This is a genomic window from Microbacterium sp. Z10_103, assembly GCF_058310455.1.
In genome coordinates this window covers 1,365,362-1,386,208 of sequence record NZ_JBZEGK010000001.1, presented here as the reverse complement: position 1 = coordinate 1,386,208, position 20,847 = coordinate 1,365,362, and the positions used below count along the sequence as shown (strand labels likewise).

The window sequence follows — 20,847 nt, the reverse complement described above, 5'->3', positions numbered from 1 at the left end:
TGGGGTGGGTAGAGGTATCAGAGGGTGAGGGCATCGAGCAGGAGCTCGCGGTGGAAGGCGGTGACGATGCGCACGGGCTCGCGGTCATCCGTCGCGTCGCGCTCGTCGACGATGGTGACGCCGTGCGCCAACCCGCCGTCGTGAACCACGTGCACCCGATGGTGGCGTGAGTCGGCGACGACCTCCGGCCGGAGGGCGATGGCCATCGCCAGCGGGTCGGCACGTCCGAAGTCGGCGCTGGCCGCGTACGCGGCATCCGTGGACAGCCGGTGCTCGGCGAGGCCGCCGAGCAGGCGAGCCTCGGCGGAGGTGCCGGCCCAGAAGGCGGCCATCTCCTCGCCCGAGAAGCGCGTGGCCAACGACGCGTCCCACGTGAGGAGGGTGATGCGCTGCATGCGCGAGAACACGGCTTCGGCCGCCGCCGCGTCGGCGTAGATGTTGTACTCGGCCGCAAGTGAGGCATTGCCGTGCTGGGCCGGGCTGCCGCCCATGATCGTGAGGGAGCCCACCAGGTTCGGAAGGTCTGGCTCCAGGGCGAGGGCGAGGGCGATGTTGGTAAGCGGTCCCAGCGCGACGATGTGCAGCTCCGCGCGGTGCGTGCGAGCGTGTTCGACGATCGCGAGGGCGGCGTGTTCCGGGCGGGTCACGATTCCGGCGCGCGTGCGCGGAAAACCGGCGAGACCGTCGTCCCCGTGGATGTGTGCGGCGCCGACGACAGGTCCCACCAGGGGAGCGGCTGCGCCACGGTACAGCGGCGCCGTGGGTGCGAGCTGCTCGATGAGCCAGGCCGCGTTCGCGGTGACGGTGTCGATGCCGACGTTCCCGGAGACCGTCGTGAAGACCAGATCGGGATGTGCGGCAGAACGCGTCGCCATGGCGATGGCGTGAGCGTCGTCGAGCCCGGGATCGGTGTCGATGAGGTAGATGGCGCACTCGTTTCGATGGGATGCCAAATCGATTTGTCATCAATCTACGCGTCGACCAGGCTTCGAATGGGCGCCGAAACAAGAACGTCACAGAGCGGGAACGAGACAGTCACGCGGGCGATCGCGCGCGGGGATCCGGTGCTCGTTAGCATGGCGCCAGAGAGAGGAGGCCCGATGACGCCATCGCCCGCCGGCAGACCGACCATCGCGGACGTCGCGAAAAGCGCCGGTGTCTCTCGGACCACCGTCTCCCATGCGCTGGCCGGCAAGGGGCGTGTCGACCCCGCGACGCGGGAGCGCGTCCTGCGGGCGGCTGCCGATCTCGCATATCGTCCCAGCCCGCGGGCACAGCGCCTGCGCGGAGGAAGCGCGCGCTCGGTGGCCATCCTCTCCGCCCTCCCTCCCTCCATCGTGGGGGAAGGGTCGGAGATGGGATTCCTCCTCGACATGGCGATGCCGGCCGCGCGGGCCTGCCTCTCGTACGGATACTCGCTCGTGCTGGTCCCGCCGGGTGCCGGCAGTGGTTATCTCGACGGTCTCGATATCGACGGCGCAATCGTCATCGACCCGCTCGTCGACGATCCGAGCTGCGCCGCGCTGGAATCTCGCGGGGTCCGCGTGGTGACGATCGGGAGAGCCCAGGGCGCTCGTGCCGACGCGATCCTTGACCGGGGGATGGCGGGGGCCGACGTCATGCTGGATCATCTCGTGGACCGCGGGGCCCGCTGCATCGCCGTCGTACGGAGCGCGGAGGCTTATGGCGCAGCCTCCGTGCTCGAGGGGCTCGCCCTGGCGAACGGTGGTCGTTGGCGTGACGCCGAGGTGATCGTCGTCGCCGCCGATGCCGCGGGAGGCGAACGCGCCGCGCACCACGCGATCGCCGAACTGCTGCGCGAGCGCCCGGAGGTCGACGCCATCTACGCGCCGCTGGATGCATTCGCCCTGGGAGCCCTGAGCGCCGCACGGGATCGCGGGCGGGTCATCGGTGGCGACCTCCTCGTTGCCACGAACTACGACGGACCCCGCGCGGCCGGAAGCGCGCCGCCGTTGACCGTGCTCGCCCTCGGACTCGACGCGATGGCGCAGACGGCGGCCGATGTGCTGATCCGCGCGCTGGCGGGGGAGGAAGTGCAGGACGTCGTGGTGGAGAGGCCCACGGTCATCCCGAGAGCTTCCACCGCCCGGCTCGCCTCGACGTCGTGAGGCAGCCGAGTCGTCGCGGCGGTCGCCGAGACCGCGTCGCAGATTCGTCGAGGCGCGGCGGATTCGGATGCTGCGAGCCGCTGGGTCCATGTCCGCGGGCGATCTCCGAATCGGCGTGCGGGGCCGCGGCGTAGGCTGAGTTAATGATGCGTCGCCTTCTGGCACCGCTGGCGGCGGCCGTCGTATTGGCGGCAGGCGCAGCCGGCTCTCCTTCACCCGCGGACGTGCCCACCCCGTCGCCGGGCGTCGGGGTCCGGGTCGCTCCCGCACCCCCGGACGACGGGGCAACACGCGAGCGGGCGGCCGCGCGGGTCGCCGCGATGACGCTGCGCGAGAAGGCGGCGAGTGTCGTGATGGGCCACATTCCCACGACCGACCCAGCCGCCGCCGCCGCGTACGTCACCGCCAACGGGCTGGGCGGGTTCATCCTCATGGGCGCCAATGTGAGCGGCGATGAGGACGCGCTCCGCGCGCTCACCTCGGCCCTGACCCCCGATCCGGCCTTCCCGACGTTGATCGCCGTCGATCAAGAGGGCGGCGACGTCTCGCGCCTTCCGTGGGACGACCTCCCGGCAGCGCGGACCTTGAAAGATGCACCGCCCGACGCGGCACGCGACGCCTTCGCCGGTCGCGCGGCGCTCGTCGACCGCGCCGGAATCGCCGTGAACTTCGGCATCGTGGCCGACGTCACCTCCGACCGGTCGATGTTCATCTTCCGCCGGGCGCTCGGGGCCGACCCGGCAGGGGCCGCGGAGCGGGTGCGTGCCGCCGTGCTCGGCGAGGGCGGCCAGACGGCCTCGACCCTCAAGCACTTCCCCGGTCACGGTGCAGCGCCCGGCGACTCACACACCGGGATCCCGGAAACCGGGGAGACGCTGGATGAGTGGCGGGCGAGCGATGCCGTGCCCTTCGCCGCGGGCATCGAGGCGGGCGCTCCGGTCCTGATGTACGGTCACCTGCGCTACTCCGCGGTGGACTCGGCCCCCGCATCGCTCTCCGCCGAGTGGCATCGGATCGCCCGGGAAGAACTCGGGTTCACCGGCGTCTCGGTCACCGACGATCTCGGGATGCTGCAGGCTTCGGGCGAACCGGCGTACGCCGATCCTGTCGCGAATGCCGTGTCGGCGCTGACAGCCGGGAACGACCTTGTCCTGTCCGTGATGTTCACCACCGCCGACTCGGCGCCGCGCCTCGTCGGCGGCATCGTCGCGGCTGTCGAGTCGGGCGCGCTCCCGGCCGAGCGGCTCGACGAGGCTGCGACCCGCGTCGCGGACCTGCGCCTCGCTCGCGCAGCTGCCGGTGCCGGCTTCGCGCCGTGTCGGGCGTGCGCGCCGGCGGGCTGATCAGCCCACGACGGCGAGGAGCCGCGTTCGGAGACCGGCCGCCCGCGCGGAGAAACCACGCTGCTGCCGCACGTACTCCGCCTTCCCTTCGGCGGTCTCGATCGCGACCGGTTCATACCCCCACTCGGTGAGGTCGTAGGGGGACGCGCGCATGTCGAGTTCGCGGATGTCACGCGCGAGGGTGAAGCTGTCCAGCAGAAGCTTCCCCGGCACCAGCGGACCGAGTTTGACCGCCCATCGGTACACATCCATCCCGGCGTGCAGGCACCCGGGCTGCTCGAACGACACCTGCTGCTCACGGCTGAGCGCGGCGCGGTTACGGGGTGCCGCATCCGGGGTGAAGAAGCGGAACGCATCGAAGTGCGTGCACCGCAGATCATGAGCCTCGACCACCGCGTCGGTGCCGTCGGACCCCAGCCGCAGCGGGGCGGGATGGCGCACCTCGCTGGTGCGGTACAGCATGGCCCACTCGTGGAGTCCGAAGCATCCGTACACGGGTGCTCGCTGCGCGGTAGCCCTGAGGAGGCCACGGATGCCGCGGAGCAGCCCGGCCCTTTCCGCGCCCACGCGAGCGTCGTCGACCAGGGCCGTGTCCGGCTCGTCGCCCGCGCGGTACCACCGCCACGCGACCCGTTCCGCCGCGTCGCGCAGCTGTACCCCGGCGCCGGGATGCCACCGCCGCAGAAGCGCCGGCCGGTACGAGTAGTACGTGAAGAGAAAGTCTTCGACCGGATGCGTTTGTCCCCGGGCCGCCCGCTCGCGCCGTCCCGCCGTCAGGGCGTCGGCACGCTCTGCGTGCGCGTGTGCTGCCTCGCGCCACTCCGGCGGATCGAGCACGACCGCGGGGGCAAGGTCGACGGTCATCCTTCGAGGATAAGCGGCGTCACTCGTCGACGGGTTCGATGAGCTCAGGGCCGTTGTTGCGGACGTTGCCCACCGCCTTGGACACGACATGGTCTTCCAGCGCGTCGGCTACCGCGGGGGCGGCGTCGATCGCCGCATCCAGCACATCGCGGACGTTCTCCGTGGACGGGTCGAGCCACGCGTCCGCGTGATCGGGGTCCATGAACAGCGGCATCCGGTCATGGATCGAGCCGAGGTGGCCGATCGAATCCCGCGTGAGGATCGTGAAGCTCAGCATCCATCGGTCGGGGTCGTCGTCGGGCAGGGCCGGGTTCTTCCACCACTCGTACAGGCCCGCGAAGAACATCGGAGAGCCCTCGGCGGGATGGATGAAGTGCGGCACCTTGCCCGAGTCGGTGACCTTCCACTCGTAGTAGCCCGATGCGGGGACGATCGCGCGGCGCTTGTGCAGCGCGCCTCGGAACATCGACTTGTCTTCCAGTTCCTCGCTGCGGGCGTTGAACGCGCGTGCGCCGATCTTCGGGTCCTTGGCCCAGCTGGGCACCAGTCCCCATCTCGCCGGCTCCAGGCGCCGCGTGGGAGGGTCGGTCTTAGCCGAGTCGAGCACGATCGCGGCCGTCGCCGTGGGGGCGATGTTGTACGACGGGGCGGGGAGGTCATCGGCTTCGACATCCACCCGGAGCGCGCCCACGAGCTCGGAACCGACGTTCGCTACGACGAATCGACCGCACATGGCTCCACCGTACGCCGTGGCTGCGACGTCAGGCGTGAGGGTCCGTCGACGCGATCCCGACGGCTTCGAGCCGCTCGAGCAGACCCGCGCCATCCGACTCGGTCACCCATGGCACCTTCGCGGCCGAGTGGTCGTCGACGACCGTGCGACCGCCGGCGAGCACCGCCTCGGCGGGGGAGAGGCGACGGATGGCCACGGCCGCGACCGCGCCGGGATTCTCACTGGCGAACTTCGTGTAGATCTCGTCGTCGTGCTGCCCGTCGTCACCGACCAACAGCCAGCGGATCTGGGGGAACTCCGCGGCCAGCCGCTCGAGGTTGCCCGCCTTGTGGTCACGGCCACTACGGAACCAACGGTCGTGCGTGGGGCCCCAGTCGGTGAGGAGCACCGACCCCGGCGGAAACAGGTGCCGCCGAAGGAACCGGATCAGGGTGGGTGCGACGTTCCACGCTCCCGTGGAGAGGTACAGCATGGGGGCGCCCGGATTCTCCCGTGTCAGCCGTTCGAGCAGCACCGCCATACCGGGCACGGGCTGCCGCGCGTGCTCGTCGACCACGAAGGAGTTCCATGCCGCGAGGAGCGGACGCGGCAGCGCGGTGACCATGACCGTGTCGTCCACGTCCGAGACGATGCCGAAGCGCACGTCCGACGCCACGATGAACACGCGCGTCTCGACCGGTTCGCTGTCTTCCACCGACATCGTCAGCGTCTGCCATCCCGGCTCCAGCCGAGCGGGGATGACCGTGTCGATGACGCCGCCGCGATCGGCGACGACCTCATGCGTCGTCCCCTCCACAGTGACGCGCACCTGGGCGTATCCCACGGGGACGGACACGAAGCTGCGCCATCCGCGCACGCTCGCGTACTCTCCGGACGCGTCTTTGCGCAGTGGGGGCGCGATCAGCACCCGGCCGACGATGCGCACCCAGTCCTCGGCGCCGTATCCGGGGAACCCGGTCACCTGCGGCTGAAGACCGCGCGCCCGGGCGCGCCGTTCGCGCCACGAGTGCGCGCGGCGCTCGAGACGGGCGAGCCAGAGGATCTTGGTGCGATCGGGTTCGTCGGAGGACATCGGGTCTAGTTTTCCACGTCTTCGGACTGCGACTCGTCGAGGTGGCGACGTTCGACCCGTTCGATGACCTTTTTCCCCACGAAAACGAGCACCACGAAGAGCACGATGACACCGACGAAGAGGTAACCGGCGAAGTGCAGGGTGTCGGCCAGGTCCCGGTAGGTGCCGGCTGCCAGAGCGGCGACGGAAATGTAGAGGCTGGCCCAGATGATGCAGGCCGGAGCCGTCCACGCGAGGAACCGGCGGTAGCTGTACCCGCTCATCCCGACGGTCAGCGGAACCAGCGAATGCAGGACGGGGAGGAACCGGGACAGGAAGATCGCAAGTCCTCCGCGGCGCCGCAGATACCTCTCCGAACGCTCCCAATTGCGGCCACCGATGCGCCTGCCGAGGCGAGACGCGCGGATGCGTGGTCCGAGGAACCGGCCGAGCCCGAACCCGATGCTCTCGCCCACGAGCGCGCCGAGAACCACGGAAACGCCGAGAGCGATCCCCTCCCACAGCGAGGCGACCGCCGTGCCCGCGACGATGACGATCGTGTCGCCGGGAACGACGAGCCCCACCAGGACGCTGGTCTCCAGCAGGATGGCGAGGCCGGCGACGAGCGTGCGGATGACCGGATCTACACCCTGGACCGCATTGAGCAGGTCCGTCAGGATCTCGTTCACGGGACAGAGCCTAGAGCCGCGGAGCCCCTCTAGCCTGGGAGCGTGCCGCCCATATCCGTGACCGTCCCGCTGCCGCGGTGGGTCAACCCGGCGGCGGTGTTCGCGACGTTGGCCGCGACCGACCCGCATGTGTTCTGGCTGGATGCCGGACCCGACGCGGCCGACGGGTGGAGCTGGATCGGTGTCGGGAGCCCCGAGGCGGATCCCCGGAGGGTGCGCGGGGTGGATGCGACGCAGCGCCCGACCCCATCGGAGGCGGGGGCGTTCCGAAGCGGGTGGGTCGGCTGGGTGGGTTACGAAACCGGCGCCGCGGCGGCCGGCGCGCCGGTGCACCCCGCGGAGGACCCTGTGCCGGGGGAGATGTGGCTTCGGGTCGACGACGTGATCGCCTTCGACCACGCCGCGCGGCGAGCGTGGCTGACCGCACCGGAGGATCGAGTTCCGCACCTGTCGGAACGGCTGCGGGCGGCCCGCGACCCCGGGGTGCCGACCGCCGCTCGCACACGGCCGGCCTCGGCACGCCACACCACGGCGCAATACGCCGAATCCATCGAACGGTGTCGCGATCGCATCCGCGACGGCGACGCCTACCAGCTCTGTCTCACGACCCGCTTCTCCGTCGCCGAGCCGGTGGATCCGCTCGACGCGTACGCGCGGCTGCGCGCGGCGGCCCCCTCGCACCACGGTGGCCTGGTGCGACGCGGCGACGTCGCCCTGGCCAGCGCGACGCCCGAGCGATTCCTGGAGATCTCGGGCGGCTCGGTGCGCACGCATCCCATCAAAGGGACGCGCCGTCGCGACTCCGACCCGCAGACGGATCGGGCGCTGGCCGATGAGCTGCGCGCCGATCCCAAGGAGCGCGCCGAGAACGTCATGATCGTCGACCTGATGCGCAACGACCTCTCGCGGGTCAGCCGGCCGGGGAGCGTGACCGTCGAAGGGCTCCTCGAGATCGAGAGTTACCCGGCCGTGCACCAGCTCGTCAGTTCCATCGCCGGCGAGCTGGAGCCGGGGACGACGATCGGCGCCATCCTGGATGCGGCGTTTCCTGCGGGGAGCATGACCGGAACCCCGAAGCTTTCGGCGATGACGATCCTTTCCGAGCTCGAAGGGGCACCCCGAGGAGTGTTCGCGGGGTGCTTCGGATGGGTCGGCGACGACGGCGCCGCCGACCTCGCGATGGTGATCCGGAGCATCGTGACGTTCCCGGGCGGCGCCTACGTCGGTGCCGGCGGGGGCATCACCTGGCGCTCCCGCGCCGACGCCGAGGTGGCCGAGGTGGCGTTGAAAGCCCGCGCGCCGCTGGCCGCTGCGGGCGCGCACCTGCCGCCAGACTGGGCCGAGCGGGGGTCCGGTACCCTGTGAGGGGCGCCCTCGGCGCAGATTCCGACGTTCCAGATTGGCTTTCCCCGTGTCCCAGACCACGACCCCTTCGACCGCAGCTGACAGCGGTGGATTCGACCCGCACGCGATCCAGCGGAAGTGGCAGGACCTCTGGGCCGCGCACGACCCGTTCCGCGCAGGTGGCGACGAGGACTCTCGCCCCCGCAAGTACGTGCTGGCGATGTTCCCGTATCCGTCCGGCGACCTGCACATGGGGCACGCCGAGAACTACCTGTACTCCGACATCGTGGCGCGCTTCTGGCGGCACCGGGGCTACAACGTCCTGAACCCGATCGGATGGGACTCCTTCGGGCTGCCCGCCGAGAACGCGGCCATCCAGCGTGGTGCGGACCCGGTGGAGTGGACGTACGCGAACATCGCGCAGCAGAAGCAGAGCCTCCACGACTACGGCGTCTCGTTCGACTGGAGCCGGGTGCTCCACACGAGCGACCCCGAGTACTACCGGTGGAACCAGTGGCTCTTCCTGAAGCTGTACGAGCGCGGCCTGGCATACCGCAAGGAGAGCCCGGTCAACTGGTGCCCCTTCGACCAGACCGTGCTGGCCAACGAGCAGGTCATCGACGGCCGCTGCGAGCGATGCGGCAACGAAGTCGTGAAGAAGAAGCTCACGCAGTGGTACCTCAAGATCACGGATTACGCCGACCGGCTGCTCGACGACCTTAACCAGCTCGAGGGTTTCTGGCCGCACAAGGTCCTGCAGATGCAGCGCAACTGGATCGGGCGCTCCGTCGGCGCCGACATCGAGTTCGAGATCGAAGGGCGTGCCGGCACGGTCTCGGTCTTCTCCACCCGCCCCGACACCCTGTACGGTGCCACGTTCTTCGTGGTGGCCCCCGATTCGGACCTGGCGGCAGAACTCGTCGTCGACGCATCAGCGGAAGTGCGCATGCGCTTCCAGGACTACCTGGACCGGGTCGGTAAGACCACCGACATCGACCGCCAGTCCACCGACCGTCCGAAGACCGGCGTCTTCCTGGAGCGGTACGCCATCAATCCGGTCAACGGAGAGCGCCTGCCGATCTGGGCGGCCGACTACGTGCTCGCCGATTACGGGCACGGCGCCGTCATGGCCGTTCCCGCCCACGACCAGCGTGACCTCGATTTCGCTCGCGCGTTCGACCTCCCGGTCAAGGTGGTCGTGGACACGATGGCCCCGGTGACCGGCGCCATCCCCGTGATCGACGTGGACGAGGACGGCGTGCCGATCGACCCGCTGCAGGGGGAGGTCGACGATCTGGACCCGGCCCGCACGGGTGTGGCGCTGACCGGCGAAGGCCGGATGATCAACTCCGGACCCCTGGACGGGTTGTCCAAGCGCACCGCGATCGCCCGGGTCATCGACATCCTCGAGGCGGCCGGCCGCGGCCGTGCGGCCAAAACCTATCGCCTGCGCGACTGGCTCATCTCCCGCCAGCGGTTCTGGGGCACGCCGATTCCCATGGTGCACGGCGAGGACGGGCGGATCATCCCCGTGCCCGAGGATGAACTGCCCGTGCAGCTGCCCGCGGTGGAAGGCCTCGATCTGAAGCCCAAGGGCACCTCGCCGCTCGGCGCTGCCACCGGATGGGTCGAGACCGTCGATCCCGAGACAGGCGCCCCCGCGCGCCGCGACCCCGACACCATGGACACGTTCGTCGACTCGTCCTGGTACTTCCTGCGCTTCCTGTCGCCGGGGGACGAGACGCAGCCCTTCTCCGCCCGCGAAGCCGACAAGTGGGGACCGGTCGACTTCTACATCGGCGGCGTCGAACACGCGATCCTGCACCTGCTCTACGCGCGCTTCGTCACCAAGGCCATGTTCGACATGGGGATGGTGGAGTTCACCGAGCCGTTCTCGAACCTCATCAATCAGGGCATGGTCATCCTCGGCGGAACGAAGATGTCCAAGAGCAAGGGCAACCTCGTCCTCTTCCAAGAGGAGCTGGACACGCACGGCGCCGACGCCCTCCGCGTCGCGCTGGCGTTCGCCGGCCCGGTGGAGGACGACAAGGACTGGGATGACGTGTCCACGACGGGCGCGTCGAAGTTCCTCGCCCGCGCGATGCGGGTCGCCCACGACGTCGACAGCCGCACGGACGTCGTGTGGGCGGAAGGCGACGCGGCCCTGCGCCGCGTGACGCACCGCCTGCTGGCGGACGCTCCCGGGCTGATCGAGCAGACGAAGTTCAACGTCGTCGTGGCCCGCCTGATGGAGCTCGTCAATGCCACCCGCAAGACGATCGATTCCGGCGCCGGCGCGAGCGATCCGGCCGTCCGCGAGGCCGCCGAGGTGACCGCCATGGTTCTCGACCTCTTCGCGCCCCACACGGCGGAGGAGATGTGGGCCGTGCTCGGCTACGAGCCGTTCGTCGGACTCGTGCCGTGGCGGTCGGCTGACCCCACGCTTCTCGTCGAGGAGACGGTGACCGCGGTCGTTCAGGTCGACGGCAAGGTGCGCGGAACGCTCGAAGTGCCGGCACGCATCGACGCCGCCGATCTGGAGGCGCGCGCCCGTGCCGACGTCAAGGTGCAGCGGGCGCTCGGTGACCGCGAGATCGTGCGTGCGGTGGTGCGCCCGCCGAAGGTCGTGAGCTTCGCCACGAAGTAGCCTCCTCCCCAGCCGGCGTCCGCGAGGCGTCATCCACGGGATGCCGGCGGGGAGCGGGGAGGCCGCATCCCGCCGCCTAGCGTGTCGCGGGTGGCGTCACCATCTGAGGGCACCCGCGTCCGCCGCCGATGGGGCGCGGGGGCGGTCATCGTGGTGGTGCTGGCTGCCTTCGCCATCACGGTGGGAATCGGGATGTTCCGCGGTGCGGCCGGTGGAGCCGAGACGGTCGCTCCCTCACCGGTCCGGGCGAGCGCGGAGGCGGAAACCGCGGATGCGGTGTACGTCCACGTGGCCGGCGCGGTGGCGGCGCCGGGACTGTACACGCTTGCGTCCGGTGCGCGCGCGGTGGACGCGGTAGCAGCAGCCGGTGGATTCGCTGCGGACGCCGACCGCGGCTCCATCAATCTGGCACGCCCGGTCGCAGACGGCGAGCAGATCCTGGTGCCCGTCGTCGGCGCCGCGCCCGCACCGGCCCCACCGGGCGAAGCGGGGGACGTGGTCGTGGACCTCAACACGGCCGACATCAGCGCGCTGGAAGAGCTCCCCGGCATCGGACCGGCGCTGGCCGAGCGGATCCTCGCCTGCGGGAGGATCACGGACCTTTCGCCAGCGTCGAGGATCTGCTTGCCGTGCCGGGGATCGGCGAGAAGCTCCTCGCCGGCCTCCAAGAGCAGGTGCGGGTGTGAACCTCAGCCGCGGACTTCGGCTCGTACCCGTTGCGGTCACCGCGTGGGGCGCGGCGGCGTTCGCGGTGTTCCTTCCCACCGCGGCAGGTCTCGCCGGGCTCGGGCTGTGGGCGGCGGCGGTGTCTGCCGTCGTCGCCTCGATCCGGCATCCTCGGCCCTGGCTCGGGATCGCCGCCGTCGGTCTCGCCGTCGCCGGGAGCGCCTGCCTCCACGTCGCCGGGGCCCAGCCGCCGCGGGAGGCCGCGACCTCTGTGACCGGCCTGGAAGGCCGGCCCCTGGACGTGGTGGCAACGGTCACCGGGCGACTGGACCCCGCGCCATCCGGCGACGTGTGGTTCGATGTCACCGCGCACACGATCCGGGCGGGAAGTCGCGCCGCATCCCGTGACGTCTCGGTACGCGTCGGCGTCAGCGCCGATGACGCGGGCTCGCTTGCCGGGGTCGACTTGGGGGCGACCATCCGTGTACACGGGGCGTCGCTGGGGGCCGACCCGGGCGATCGCGCGGTGGCCATCGTGCGCGCCACCGAGCCCATCGACACGCTCACGCCGCCCACGGGGATCTGGCAGGCGCTGTCGGACGTGCGGAGAGGCTTCGCAGAATCGGCGCAGCGCCTGCCGGGCCCCGGGGCCGGGCTGATTCCGGGGTTGGCGGTGGGCGATACCGCCGGGGTGGCCGCGAGGCTCGAGGATGCGATGACCGTTTCGTCGCTGACGCACCTCACAGCGGTGTCCGGCGCGAACTGCGCGATCGTCGTGGGGTTGGCCTTCGGCTGCGCGGCACTGTGCGGGGCACGTCGGGCCGTGCGCATCGCGGCGGGGCTCGGGGCGCTGGGGTTGTTCGTCCTGCTCGTCACCCCGGAGCCCAGCGTGGTGCGCGCCGCCGCGATGGCATCGATCGCGATGATCGCCGTGGGACTCGGACGTACGGGAGCCGGGATGGGGATGCTCAGCGCGGCAGTGACCCTCCTCCTGATGTTCGACCCGTGGCTCGCCGTGACGTGGGGCTTCGCCCTGTCGGTCACCGCCACCGCATCCCTGCTTCTCCTGGCCAGACCGCTCGCGGCGGGTCTGTCGCGTCATATACCGCGGCTGCTGGCCGCGGCGATCGCGGTTCCGCTCTCAGCTCAGCTGGCGTGCGCCCCGCTCCTGATCCTCCTCGACCCGCACGTTCCCGTGCTCGGGGTCGTGGCCAACCTGCTCGCGGGGCCGGCTGCCCCACTCGCCACCGTGGCGGGTCTCTTCGCGTGCCTCGCGGCACCGATTCCCGTCTTGCAGGACGGCCTCGTGGCGGTCGCCTGGCTTCCGGCATCCTGGATCGCCGGCGTCGCGGAGACGATCGCCGCCCTCCCCGCTCAGCGCATTCCGTGGATCGAGGGTCCTCTCGGCGTCGGCACGCTCGCGCTCCTGTCTGCAGCGATTTTCGCGGTGATCGTCACCCCGCCCGCGCGCATGCGCCAGTGGGGTGCCGTGCGCGGGATCAGCTGGGCGGTGTTGGCCCTGGCGAGCGGGCTCGCCGCGGGACAGGCAGCCCTGGTCAGCGTCGCAGCGCCGTGGACGGTGCCCGTCGGATGGCAGATCGCCCTGTGCGAGGTGGGGCAGGGGGATGCCGTGCTCCTCCGCTCGGGGGAGGCGGTGGCGCTCGTTGACACCGGGCCGGACCCGACGCCGCTTCGCGCATGCCTCGATCGGTTCGCCATCGAGAAGGTCGAGCTCCTCGTGCTGACCCACTTCGACGCCGACCATGTCGGAGGGGTGGAGGCGCTGGCCGGCCGGGTCGGGACGGTCTGGCACGGTCCGCCTGATGCCGACGGCGAACGGGTTCTCGCGACGCTCGAGGCGGGCGGGGCCGCGCGGCGTGAGGTCGCCGCGGGCGACTCCGGCCGGCTCGGGCCATCGGCCGTTCGCGTGTTCTGGCCGGCGCGGTCGGTGCGGGAGCCGGGCAACGACGCCAGCGTCGCGATCGGTGTGACGGGAGGAGGCGTCCCCTCCACTCTCCTGCTCGGAGACCTCGGGGAAGAGGCTCAGACGCGTCTACGCGCCGCCTCGGAGCTGGGTGACTACGACATCGTGAAGGTCGCGCACCATGGCAGTGCGGATCAGGACGCCGAGCTCTACGACGAGGCAGGCGCCGAGCTCGCTCTCATCCCCGTCGGCCCGGACAACGACTATGGCCACCCGCGCGAGACGCTTCTGAATCTTCTCCGCGCCGACGGCACGCGCATCGCCCGATCGGACACCGACGGAGCGGTCGCCGTGTGGCGGGAGGGAGAGGCGCTGCGACTGTGGCGTGAGCGCAGAGTCCCCGCCGATCGTTAGGCTGAATGCATGGCTTCGACACCACGCCGCAGCGCCCCCGCCAAGGCGCGCTCCGCGATCCCCCAGGTGTCGTGGCGGAACCCGCAGCCGGCTCCGATCGTGCTCGTCTCGGGGCCGGAAGAAGTGTGCGCAGAACGGGCGATCGGGGGCATTCGCGAGTTCCTGAAGGCCGAAGACCCCAGCCTGGAAGTCAGCGACGTGCGCGCCGATGACTATGTCGCCGGGACGCTCCTGGGGGTGACGTCTCCCTCGCTGTTCGGTGAACCACGCCTGGTGCGCGTGTCGGGCGTGGAACGGTGCTCGGACGTCTTCCTCGCTGAGGCGGTCTCTTACCTCTCGCAAGTCCAGGAGGGTGCCACTGTCGTGCTGCGGCACACCGGCGCGAGCGTGCGCGGGAAGAAGCTGCTCGATGCCATCCGAGCGGGGCAGGGGAGCGGCATCGAGATCGCCTGCCCGGCGATCAAGCGCGACTCCGACCGATACGACTTCGCTGCGGGCGAGTTCTCCGCGGCGCGCAAACGCATCGCGCCCACGGCGCTCCGGGCGCTCGTCTCGGCGTTCGCGGACGACCTCACCGAGCTCGGGTCCGCGTGCCAGCAGTTGATCTCCGACGTTCCCGGCGACATCGACGACCGGATCGTCGAGCGCTACTACGGCGGACGGGTGGAAACATCGGCCTTCACCGTCGCCGACATGGCGATCGCCGGACGTTACGGAGACGCGCTTCTCGCGCTACGGCACGCTCTGGCCTCCGGCGCCGACCCTGTGCCGCTCGTGGCCGCGGTGGCCCTCAAGCTCCGGACGATGGCGCGAGTCGCCGGGAGCCGGGAGCCTTCGGGGGCCCTGGCTGCGCGGCTGGGCATGAAGGACTGGCAGGTCGATCGCGCGCGCCGCGACCTGGTCGGGTGGTCACAGGTCACCCTCGGCATGGCCATCCATGCCACCGCGCGGGCCGACGCCGAGGTCAAGGGCGCGTCACGGGACCCGATCTTCGCCCTGGAGCGCATGATCACCGTCATCGCGACCCGCGCACCGTTCGCCGCCTGACGCGACGCAGGTACGCCGAAGGCCCGCTCCGCGAACGGAGCGGGCCTTCGAAACGGGTCTTAGAGAGCCGCGACCTGCTTGGCGATGGCCGACTTGCGGTTCGCTGCCTGGTTCTCGTGAATGACGCCCTTGCTCACGGCCTTGTCGAGCTTCTTGGTCGCCGTGATGAGCGCCTTCTCCGCGGCGGCCTTGTCGCCGGCGGCGATGGCCTCGCGGGTGCGACGCACCTCGGTCTTCAGCTGGCTCTTGACGGCCTTGTTGCGCGCACGCGCCTTTTCGTTGGTCTTGTTGCGCTTGATCTGCGACTTGATATTCGCCACGGTCGACGTCTTTCGTTCGGAGTTGTCTGGTCAATGCCGCATGACAGTAGAGGGGTGCCACGCAGCGGTCGTGAGGGGTGGGACCCACACGCAAGCCAATCACCGAGTCTATCAGTTGTGCTCGATGGTCGTGATCGCCAGGTTCAGTACCGCGTTGAAGACCTCGGGACGCATGGCGGAGACGAGGTGAGTGGTGCGCGGAACGATGACCATTTCTGCGTCCGGGGCGAGTTTGCGGAAGAGTCGCTCGTTCAATCGCAGCTGATCGTACTGGCCGTTGACGAACCACAGCGGAACGTGGATCCGCTGCAGCGCCGTGAGCAGGTCCAGCACGGAAAGGCTCGCCATGGCGGTGTCTTGCGCATCGAAGGCGTAACCGCCGGCGCCGAAGTCATCACGGGTCTCGGCGGGGAGGGTCTTCTCCAGCATGTACTGCGTGATACGCAGCCCCCGCCCGGGAAGCGCGTCGAACCCCCGTGCCAGTGCGCGGTAGGTGGCCAGGCCCAAGCCGCGGGGGATGGCGGTGCAGGACGCGGCGATGAAGCCGTGAAGAGGCGGCGGATCCGTCGCACCGGCGTACTCGATGCACAGCAGCCCGCCCATGGAATGTCCCACCAGGAGCACGGGGCCGCGTTCGGCGGCGGCGCGCACGGCGGTGTCGATCGTCTCGAGTGCGCCGTCGAGGGTGAAGGTTTCGGCCATCCTCGTGCCGTGGCCCGGCAAGTCCACCGCCGTCACGGGCGTGCCACGGCCTTCGAGGTACGCGACCTGGGCGCGCCACATGGTCGCCGACGTGCGGATGCCGTGGACGAGCACGACCTGGACCGTCATGCACCCACGATACGACGCGGCCCCGGCCTCTCCGCACGGGAGACCGGGGCCGCCTTGCACGCGTCAGCGCGACGCGGCGGTCCGGCGCCGGAGGACGAACGCCAGGCCGCCGGCCACCAGCAGGAACCCGCCCGCCAGGGCGACACCCCACGGCAGTTCCGCACCGGTGACCGCGAGGGCGCCGGATCGGAGGACGGTGACGCCGACCTGGATGGGGTCGAGTCCGGCTGCCGTGATGACCAGGCGGTGGGCGCCGAGGTCGAAGTCGACGGGGAACGCGATCGAGAACGAGGTGACGCCGGAGGCGTCGGCCGCGGGGATGCCGGTGACGATGATCGGGTCGCTGAACAGGGTCGCGGCGATCTGCTGCCCGGGGTCGAGGTCGCTGACGGTGACCCGCAGCACGCCGCCCTGTTCGACGCGACCGCCGTTGCTGAGCGTGACGTCGGCCCACTCGCCACCCGTCTGCTGACCGGCCGCGGGCGGGGTGACACCGGGGTCGACCGGCGTCGGCGGCGTCCCCGGGTTCTGACCCGGGTTGCCGACGAGGGACAGGATCGCGCGACCGAGCGGCGCGGGGTCGACCACGTCGAACTCTTCGAAGTACGCCAGCGTCGCGTCGAGGTCGACCTGACCGGTGTCGGTGCGGTCGGTGCCTTCGGCGAACGTGGCGAATCCGTCGCCGCCGTTGGCGAGGAACGAGTTCGTCACGACGGTGAACGTGTCCGTCGGAGCGATCGCCTCACCCTGATAGCTCATCGAGACCACCCGCCCGCTCCGCGGTGCGGCCTGCCCGGGCGGCGGTGCATCCTCGACGTACTCGTAGCTGAACCCGTCCGAGACCCCCAGGTGCAGCTTGGGTCGGTCGCCGGTCGCCTTCCACTGCTGCTGCAGGATCTCCTGGATCTGCGCGCCGGTGAGGGTGACCGTCACCAGGGTGTTGGCGAAGGGTTGTACCAGGGCCGCTTCCTTGTAGGTGACGATGCCGTCCTCGCCGCGGAGCAGGTCCGCTCGCAGTCCGCCCGGGTTCATCAACGCGATCTGGGCCGGGGTGCCCGCGAACTGCGGGTTGTCACTGGTGGCCCACAGGTACACGTCGGCGACCCAGTTCCCCATCGACGACTCCACCCCGCGGTCATCACCGGGCTTGGCACCGCCGCGGAGGATGTCGCCACTGATCTCCCCGACCGGTACGGCACCGCGCACGTCGGCTTCGGCGACGTACGCGTCAACGGTCGCCTGGATGTCGGCGTCGGCGGGGTACGCGCCCTTCAAGGGGAAGGTGCTTCCATCGATGGAGACCAGTTCGTCGCGGACCCGGTCGTAGGCGATGTCGAGCTTGCCCATCGCCTTGCCGTACTCCGCCGCTTGAATCACGGGGCGGGTCTGACCCGCAGCCCCATCGACGGGTACGTCGCACGCGTAGGTCTGGTGCGTGTGCGCCGACACGATCGCGTCGATCTCCGCCGACGCGCCGGTCGCCAGCGCCCCGAACCCGGCCTGATCGGCGGCGAGGGCCGCGCAGTCGCCGGAGGTCGCGGCGCCGGAGTGGGTCAGCAGCACGATGACGTCCACATCATCCCGCGCTGCCAGTTCGGCGGCGACCCGGTTGGCCGCTTCCACCTGGTCGCCGAACTCGATCGTCGCGACCCCGGCGGGGTCGACCATCGTGGCCGTGTCCGGTGTCACCGTCCCGATGAAGGCGACCCCCACACCGTCCTGCTCCTTGATCACGTACTCCGGAAGCACCGGATCGGCGGTGCCCTTCGCGTACACGTTCGCCCCGAGGCCGTACGCCTCACCAAGTGCACGCTGCTCGGCGGTCACATTCGCCGGGTCGGTGTTCCCCCCGAACCGCGGGATGACCCGGTTCACGAGGTCATCGAGCCCCCGGTCGAACTCGTGATTACCCACCGCGCTCACGTCCAGCCCCGATGCCACCAGGGTGTCGATCGTGGGGTTGTCGTCCTGAATCAGCGACGTGAACGTCGATGCCCCGATGTTGTCACCGGCCGACACGAACAAGGTGTTCGGGTTCTCCGCCTCGTGCGCCTTCACGGCCCCGGCGATCACCGCAGCACCCGCTTCGTCACCGGACGGGTTCGCTTCCATTCGACCGTGGAAGTCGTTGATGGTCAGGATGTCTATCTCGACCGGTGCTTCCTCGGCGGTGAGGCCGACTTTGACGGGGTCGTGGTCCGATGAGCGGTGCGGGCCGGGCTCGTGGAAGAGGGCGCCGTGGTTGTTGTGGCGGCTGTACTCCAGAGCGACGGACTCGCCCGAGTTGATGTTCCAGATGTCGGCGCCGGTGGCGCGTGCGAGCGCCGCCTCGTTCAGCAGCACGTGGTCGAGTGAGCCCGACAGTCCCTGGAACGAGTAGCTCGACTCGCCCAGTTCGAAGGCAGCCTCCGCGTCCGCGTAACCCCCCGCGTAGAGCACCTGCAGCGGGTCCTCCTGGCCGTAGGAGTTGAAGTCCCCGGCAAGGATCACGGAGGCGGTATCACCCTGGATGTCGGTGACCCAGTCCCGCAGCGCGGTCGCCTGCGCCACTCGGGAAGCGTTCGATGCCCCCTGTCCATCACCGCTGTCCTCGTCGCCGGGGAGCGGTCCGGCCGATCCCTTGGACTTGAAGTGGTTCACGACGAACAGGAACGGGTCGCCTCCGGCGAGGGGCTCGAAGACCTGACCGATCGGCTCACGCGCGTTGCTGAACGCCTCGTCGCCGTCGCTCAGGGCGCCCAGGGCGCGGGACGGTCCGACGGGCTCGACGAGCGCCGGCTGGTAGATGATCGCGTTGGTGATGAGGTCCTGCTCCGTGACGGGCGGCAGCTCCTCCGAGGATCGGACGTAGTCCCACGTGCCTGCTCCGGCCGCGTCGTTCAGCGCGTCCACGAGCGATGCTGTGGCCTCGTCCGGCGTCTCACCGAGCGCCGCGGAGTTCTCGATCTCCATCAGCCCGACGACGGAGGCGTCGAGGGTCGTGATGGCCGAGACGATCTTGTCCTGCTGGCGCTCCAAGTCCGCCGCATCCCAAGCGCCCCGCTGCAGGCATCCCTCGTCCACGTTGTTGCCGTTGCCGGTGCGGTCTACGAATGGTTCGCACGACGGGTCACTGTCTCCGAGCGTCGTGAAGTAGTTCAAGACGTTGAAGGATGCGACGCTCACAGCGCCCCCCACGCCGGCGGGAGCCGCCGTACGGGGATTCGAGAATTCCACGCCGTCGTCGCCGCCCGAGCCGTCGCCGACCAGCGCGCGCGTGGGGTTGAGCTTCCAGGCGCCGTTGCGCCAGTCGACGATGACGGGTGCGGCGAAGCGCGCCGCACCGCCGACGACCACCGGCTCCGTCAGTGACACGTAGGGCGGGGTCAGCCCGCTGTTCGCGGCGCTCAGGAAGTTGGTCGACGCACCGTCGTCGAGGGTCACGGCACGCGCCGCGTTGTCAGCTGCGACCGCCGCCGCCTCGCCGCTGCCCGGGGTCGCGGCATCCGTCGGCTGGCGCAGCGGCTCGTCGCCAGCTGCGAGTCCGACTTCGCCGTACTGGTTGGTCGTGAAGGTGTTCGTGACGGTGAAGGCGCCCTGCGGCTGCACGAGCATCGACTCGAGTGCCTCACGCTGGCCGTCATCGGTGGGCCACCCCACGGTGGCGGGCACGGGCTCGGCCGCGTCGGCGATCACCTGCGCGTCGCTGGGCCCGACGGTCAGCTCCGTCAGGCCGTTGAACTCACCGACCACCCCGGTCACGCGGACGGTCTGCCCGAGGGCGACCTCCGAGACCGCCTGCGGCGCGAAAACGAACACCGCGGTGGACGCGGTGTGGGTGGCGAGATCCAGCGCGCCGCCCGTGCCGGGCGTCTGGATCACGTACCCGTTGAAACCGCCCGTGGGGTAGTGCGCCGTTACGACACCCTCGGTCGTCACGGTCTGACCGCCGAGCGGACTCGACGGTCCCGTGCCCTGGATGCCGGCGATCGTCACGACCGCCGGGTCCGTCGGCGTGGGCTCGGGCGCGGGTTCGGTGGGTGTGGGTTCCGGGGTCGGCCCGGGGGCGGGTTCGGCGGCCCCCTGCGAGTTCCGCGGGGTGGGAGTTCCCGCGGTGAAGTCCGCCCCGTTGACGGCGGTGTTGGTGTGCGCGGTATCCCGAGAGACGCTCGTCGTGTTCGTCGCCCCCGGCGCGGGGGTGCCGGCCGCGGGAGTGGCGTTCGATCCCCACGCGACGTAGTCGACGACGTTCGCCGCATCCGGGCCGCTGACCGCCGTGGTGTCGGACGCGAGGGCCACCTTGCCCGCGGTGCCCCCGAGCGCCAGCGAGCCGGTGGCGTCCGGGGTGGGCAGGGGAGTGGTTCCGCCGTCGCCCGCAGCGAGTTGAACGAGGAAGTGGCCGCGTGCGGGGATGGTGCCCGTCAGCGGGAGCTGCTGGGAGAATGCGCCGGTGGCGGAGGCGTACTGCAGCGTCCAGCCCGTCAGCGCCGCCGGTGCGTCGCTGACGTTGACCAGCTCGACGAAGTCGTGGGTCAGGGTGGCGCCGTTGTTGCCGCCACCGCCGTACACCTCGTTGATGACGACCGGGGTATCCGGGCTCACTGCGGCCGAGGCGGGGACGCCGAGACCGACCGCGCCGAGGGACAGCGCGCCGACGAGCGCGGCCGAGAGCAGGGAGCGGATCGTCCCCGTCCGGTGGGAGTCACGCAGAACCGGGACCGAGGGATGCGTCGTCACAGACTCTTCTCCGAGATTCTGAGCGCACGCGAGCATCGCGATGCGCCCGGGGTGGGCACCGTGGGGGGTCGGGGGGACCTGACTCCGATCATAGGGATGGCCGCGGACACCGGGTTTCCGGGGTGTGAA

The 20,847-nt window shown here is 70.5% G+C and carries 14 protein-coding genes and 1 pseudogene; 7 read left to right on the top strand and 8 right to left on the bottom strand.

What is annotated here, in order from left to right; genetic code table 11:
- Positions 1 to 17: 17 nt before the first annotated feature.
- Positions 18 to 953, bottom strand: a complete 936-nt coding sequence (locus tag AC4FS2_RS06460; RefSeq protein ID WP_491152668.1) for a nucleoside hydrolase — start codon at positions 951 to 953, stop codon at positions 18 to 20.
- A gap of 147 nt (positions 954 to 1,100) precedes the next feature.
- Here AC4FS2_RS06460 and AC4FS2_RS06455 point away from each other — a divergent pair, with 147 nt between their 5' ends.
- Together AC4FS2_RS06455 and AC4FS2_RS06450 are read left to right on the top strand one after the other, a co-directional pair.
- Complete coding sequence (locus AC4FS2_RS06455) at positions 1,101 to 2,129, top strand: LacI family DNA-binding transcriptional regulator (RefSeq protein ID WP_491152670.1); 1,029 nt, start codon at positions 1,101 to 1,103, stop codon at positions 2,127 to 2,129.
- 143 nt (positions 2,130 to 2,272) lie between these two features.
- On the top strand, positions 2,273 to 3,472 hold the full coding sequence (locus AC4FS2_RS06450; protein ID WP_491176803.1) for a glycoside hydrolase family 3 N-terminal domain-containing protein: 1,200 nt from the start codon (positions 2,273 to 2,275) through the stop codon (positions 3,470 to 3,472).
- Here the strand turns inward: AC4FS2_RS06450 and AC4FS2_RS06445 are convergent, their stop codons facing one another.
- From AC4FS2_RS06445 to AC4FS2_RS06430, 4 genes are read right to left on the bottom strand one after another with little or no spacing between them, the layout of a single operon-like run.
- Complete coding sequence (locus tag AC4FS2_RS06445) at positions 3,473 to 4,336, bottom strand: 3-methyladenine DNA glycosylase (protein ID WP_491176800.1); 864 nt, start codon at positions 4,334 to 4,336, stop codon at positions 3,473 to 3,475.
- 19 nt (positions 4,337 to 4,355) lie between these two features.
- Positions 4,356 to 5,069: an SOS response-associated peptidase gene (locus AC4FS2_RS06440; RefSeq protein WP_491152674.1), complete on the bottom strand. Its 714-nt coding sequence runs from the start codon at positions 5,067 to 5,069 to the stop codon at positions 4,356 to 4,358.
- Positions 5,070 to 5,097: 28 nt separating this feature from the next.
- Positions 5,098 to 6,141: an App1 family protein phosphatidate phosphatase gene (locus AC4FS2_RS06435; RefSeq protein WP_491176798.1), complete on the bottom strand. Its 1,044-nt coding sequence runs from the start codon at positions 6,139 to 6,141 to the stop codon at positions 5,098 to 5,100.
- 5 nt (positions 6,142 to 6,146) lie between these two features.
- Positions 6,147 to 6,809: a DedA family protein gene (locus AC4FS2_RS06430; RefSeq protein ID WP_491176795.1), complete on the bottom strand. Its 663-nt coding sequence runs from the start codon at positions 6,807 to 6,809 to the stop codon at positions 6,147 to 6,149.
- Between the two features lie 42 nt (positions 6,810 to 6,851).
- Here AC4FS2_RS06430 and pabB point away from each other — a divergent pair, with 42 nt between their 5' ends.
- From pabB to holA, 5 genes and pseudogenes are all read left to right on the top strand, one after another.
- Positions 6,852 to 8,174, top strand: a complete 1,323-nt coding sequence (gene pabB, locus AC4FS2_RS06425) for an aminodeoxychorismate synthase component I (RefSeq protein ID WP_491176793.1) — start codon at positions 6,852 to 6,854, stop codon at positions 8,172 to 8,174.
- Between the two features lie 46 nt (positions 8,175 to 8,220).
- Positions 8,221 to 10,800: a leucine--tRNA ligase gene (leuS, locus tag AC4FS2_RS06420; RefSeq protein ID WP_491176791.1), complete on the top strand. Its 2,580-nt coding sequence runs from the start codon at positions 8,221 to 8,223 to the stop codon at positions 10,798 to 10,800.
- Positions 10,801 to 10,992: 192 nt separating this feature from the next.
- Positions 10,993 to 11,486, top strand: a pseudogene (locus AC4FS2_RS06415) (ComEA family DNA-binding protein).
- The gene (locus AC4FS2_RS06410; protein ID WP_491176789.1) at positions 11,483 to 13,804 is read left to right on the top strand and encodes a ComEC/Rec2 family competence protein; all 2,322 of its coding nucleotides are present in this window, start codon (positions 11,483 to 11,485) and stop codon (positions 13,802 to 13,804) included. The pseudogene AC4FS2_RS06415 and the gene AC4FS2_RS06410 overlap by 4 nt, the downstream one beginning before the upstream one ends.
- Before the next feature lie 9 nt (positions 13,805 to 13,813).
- Positions 13,814 to 14,851, top strand: coding sequence for a DNA polymerase III subunit delta (holA, locus tag AC4FS2_RS06405; protein ID WP_491176787.1), 1,038 nt, complete (start codon positions 13,814 to 13,816; stop codon positions 14,849 to 14,851).
- A 59-nt stretch (positions 14,852 to 14,910) separates the two neighbouring features.
- Here holA and rpsT read toward each other — a convergent pair whose 3' ends face one another.
- The 3 genes from rpsT to AC4FS2_RS06390 form a co-directional block, all read right to left on the bottom strand.
- On the bottom strand, positions 14,911 to 15,171 hold the full coding sequence (gene rpsT, locus AC4FS2_RS06400) for a 30S ribosomal protein S20 (protein ID WP_491152690.1): 261 nt from the start codon (positions 15,169 to 15,171) through the stop codon (positions 14,911 to 14,913).
- A 111-nt stretch (positions 15,172 to 15,282) separates the two neighbouring features.
- The gene (locus AC4FS2_RS06395) at positions 15,283 to 16,002 is read right to left on the bottom strand and encodes an alpha/beta fold hydrolase (RefSeq protein ID WP_491176784.1); all 720 of its coding nucleotides are present in this window, start codon (positions 16,000 to 16,002) and stop codon (positions 15,283 to 15,285) included.
- Between the two features lie 63 nt (positions 16,003 to 16,065).
- On the bottom strand, positions 16,066 to 20,718 hold the full coding sequence (locus AC4FS2_RS06390) for an ExeM/NucH family extracellular endonuclease (protein WP_491176783.1): 4,653 nt from the start codon (positions 20,716 to 20,718) through the stop codon (positions 16,066 to 16,068).
- Positions 20,719 to 20,847 lie beyond the last annotated feature (129 nt).

Coding starts and splice junctions, on each gene's coding strand:
- AC4FS2_RS06455 (WP_491152670.1), top strand. CDS start 1,101: ATGACGCCATCGCCCGCCGGCAGACCGACCATCGCGGACGTCGCGAAA.
- AC4FS2_RS06450 (WP_491176803.1), top strand. CDS start 2,273: ATGATGCGTCGCCTTCTGGCACCGCTGGCGGCGGCCGTCGTATTGGCG.
- AC4FS2_RS06445 (WP_491176800.1), bottom strand. CDS start 4,336: ATGACCGTCGACCTTGCCCCCGCGGTCGTGCTCGATCCGCCGGAGTGG.
- AC4FS2_RS06440 (WP_491152674.1), bottom strand. CDS start 5,069: ATGTGCGGTCGATTCGTCGTAGCGAACGTCGGTTCCGAGCTCGTGGGC.
- AC4FS2_RS06435 (WP_491176798.1), bottom strand. CDS start 6,141: ATGTCCTCCGACGAACCCGATCGCACCAAGATCCTCTGGCTCGCCCGT.
- holA (WP_491176787.1), top strand. CDS start 13,814: ATGGCTTCGACACCACGCCGCAGCGCCCCCGCCAAGGCGCGCTCCGCG.
- AC4FS2_RS06395 (WP_491176784.1), bottom strand. CDS start 16,002: ATGACGGTCCAGGTCGTGCTCGTCCACGGCATCCGCACGTCGGCGACC.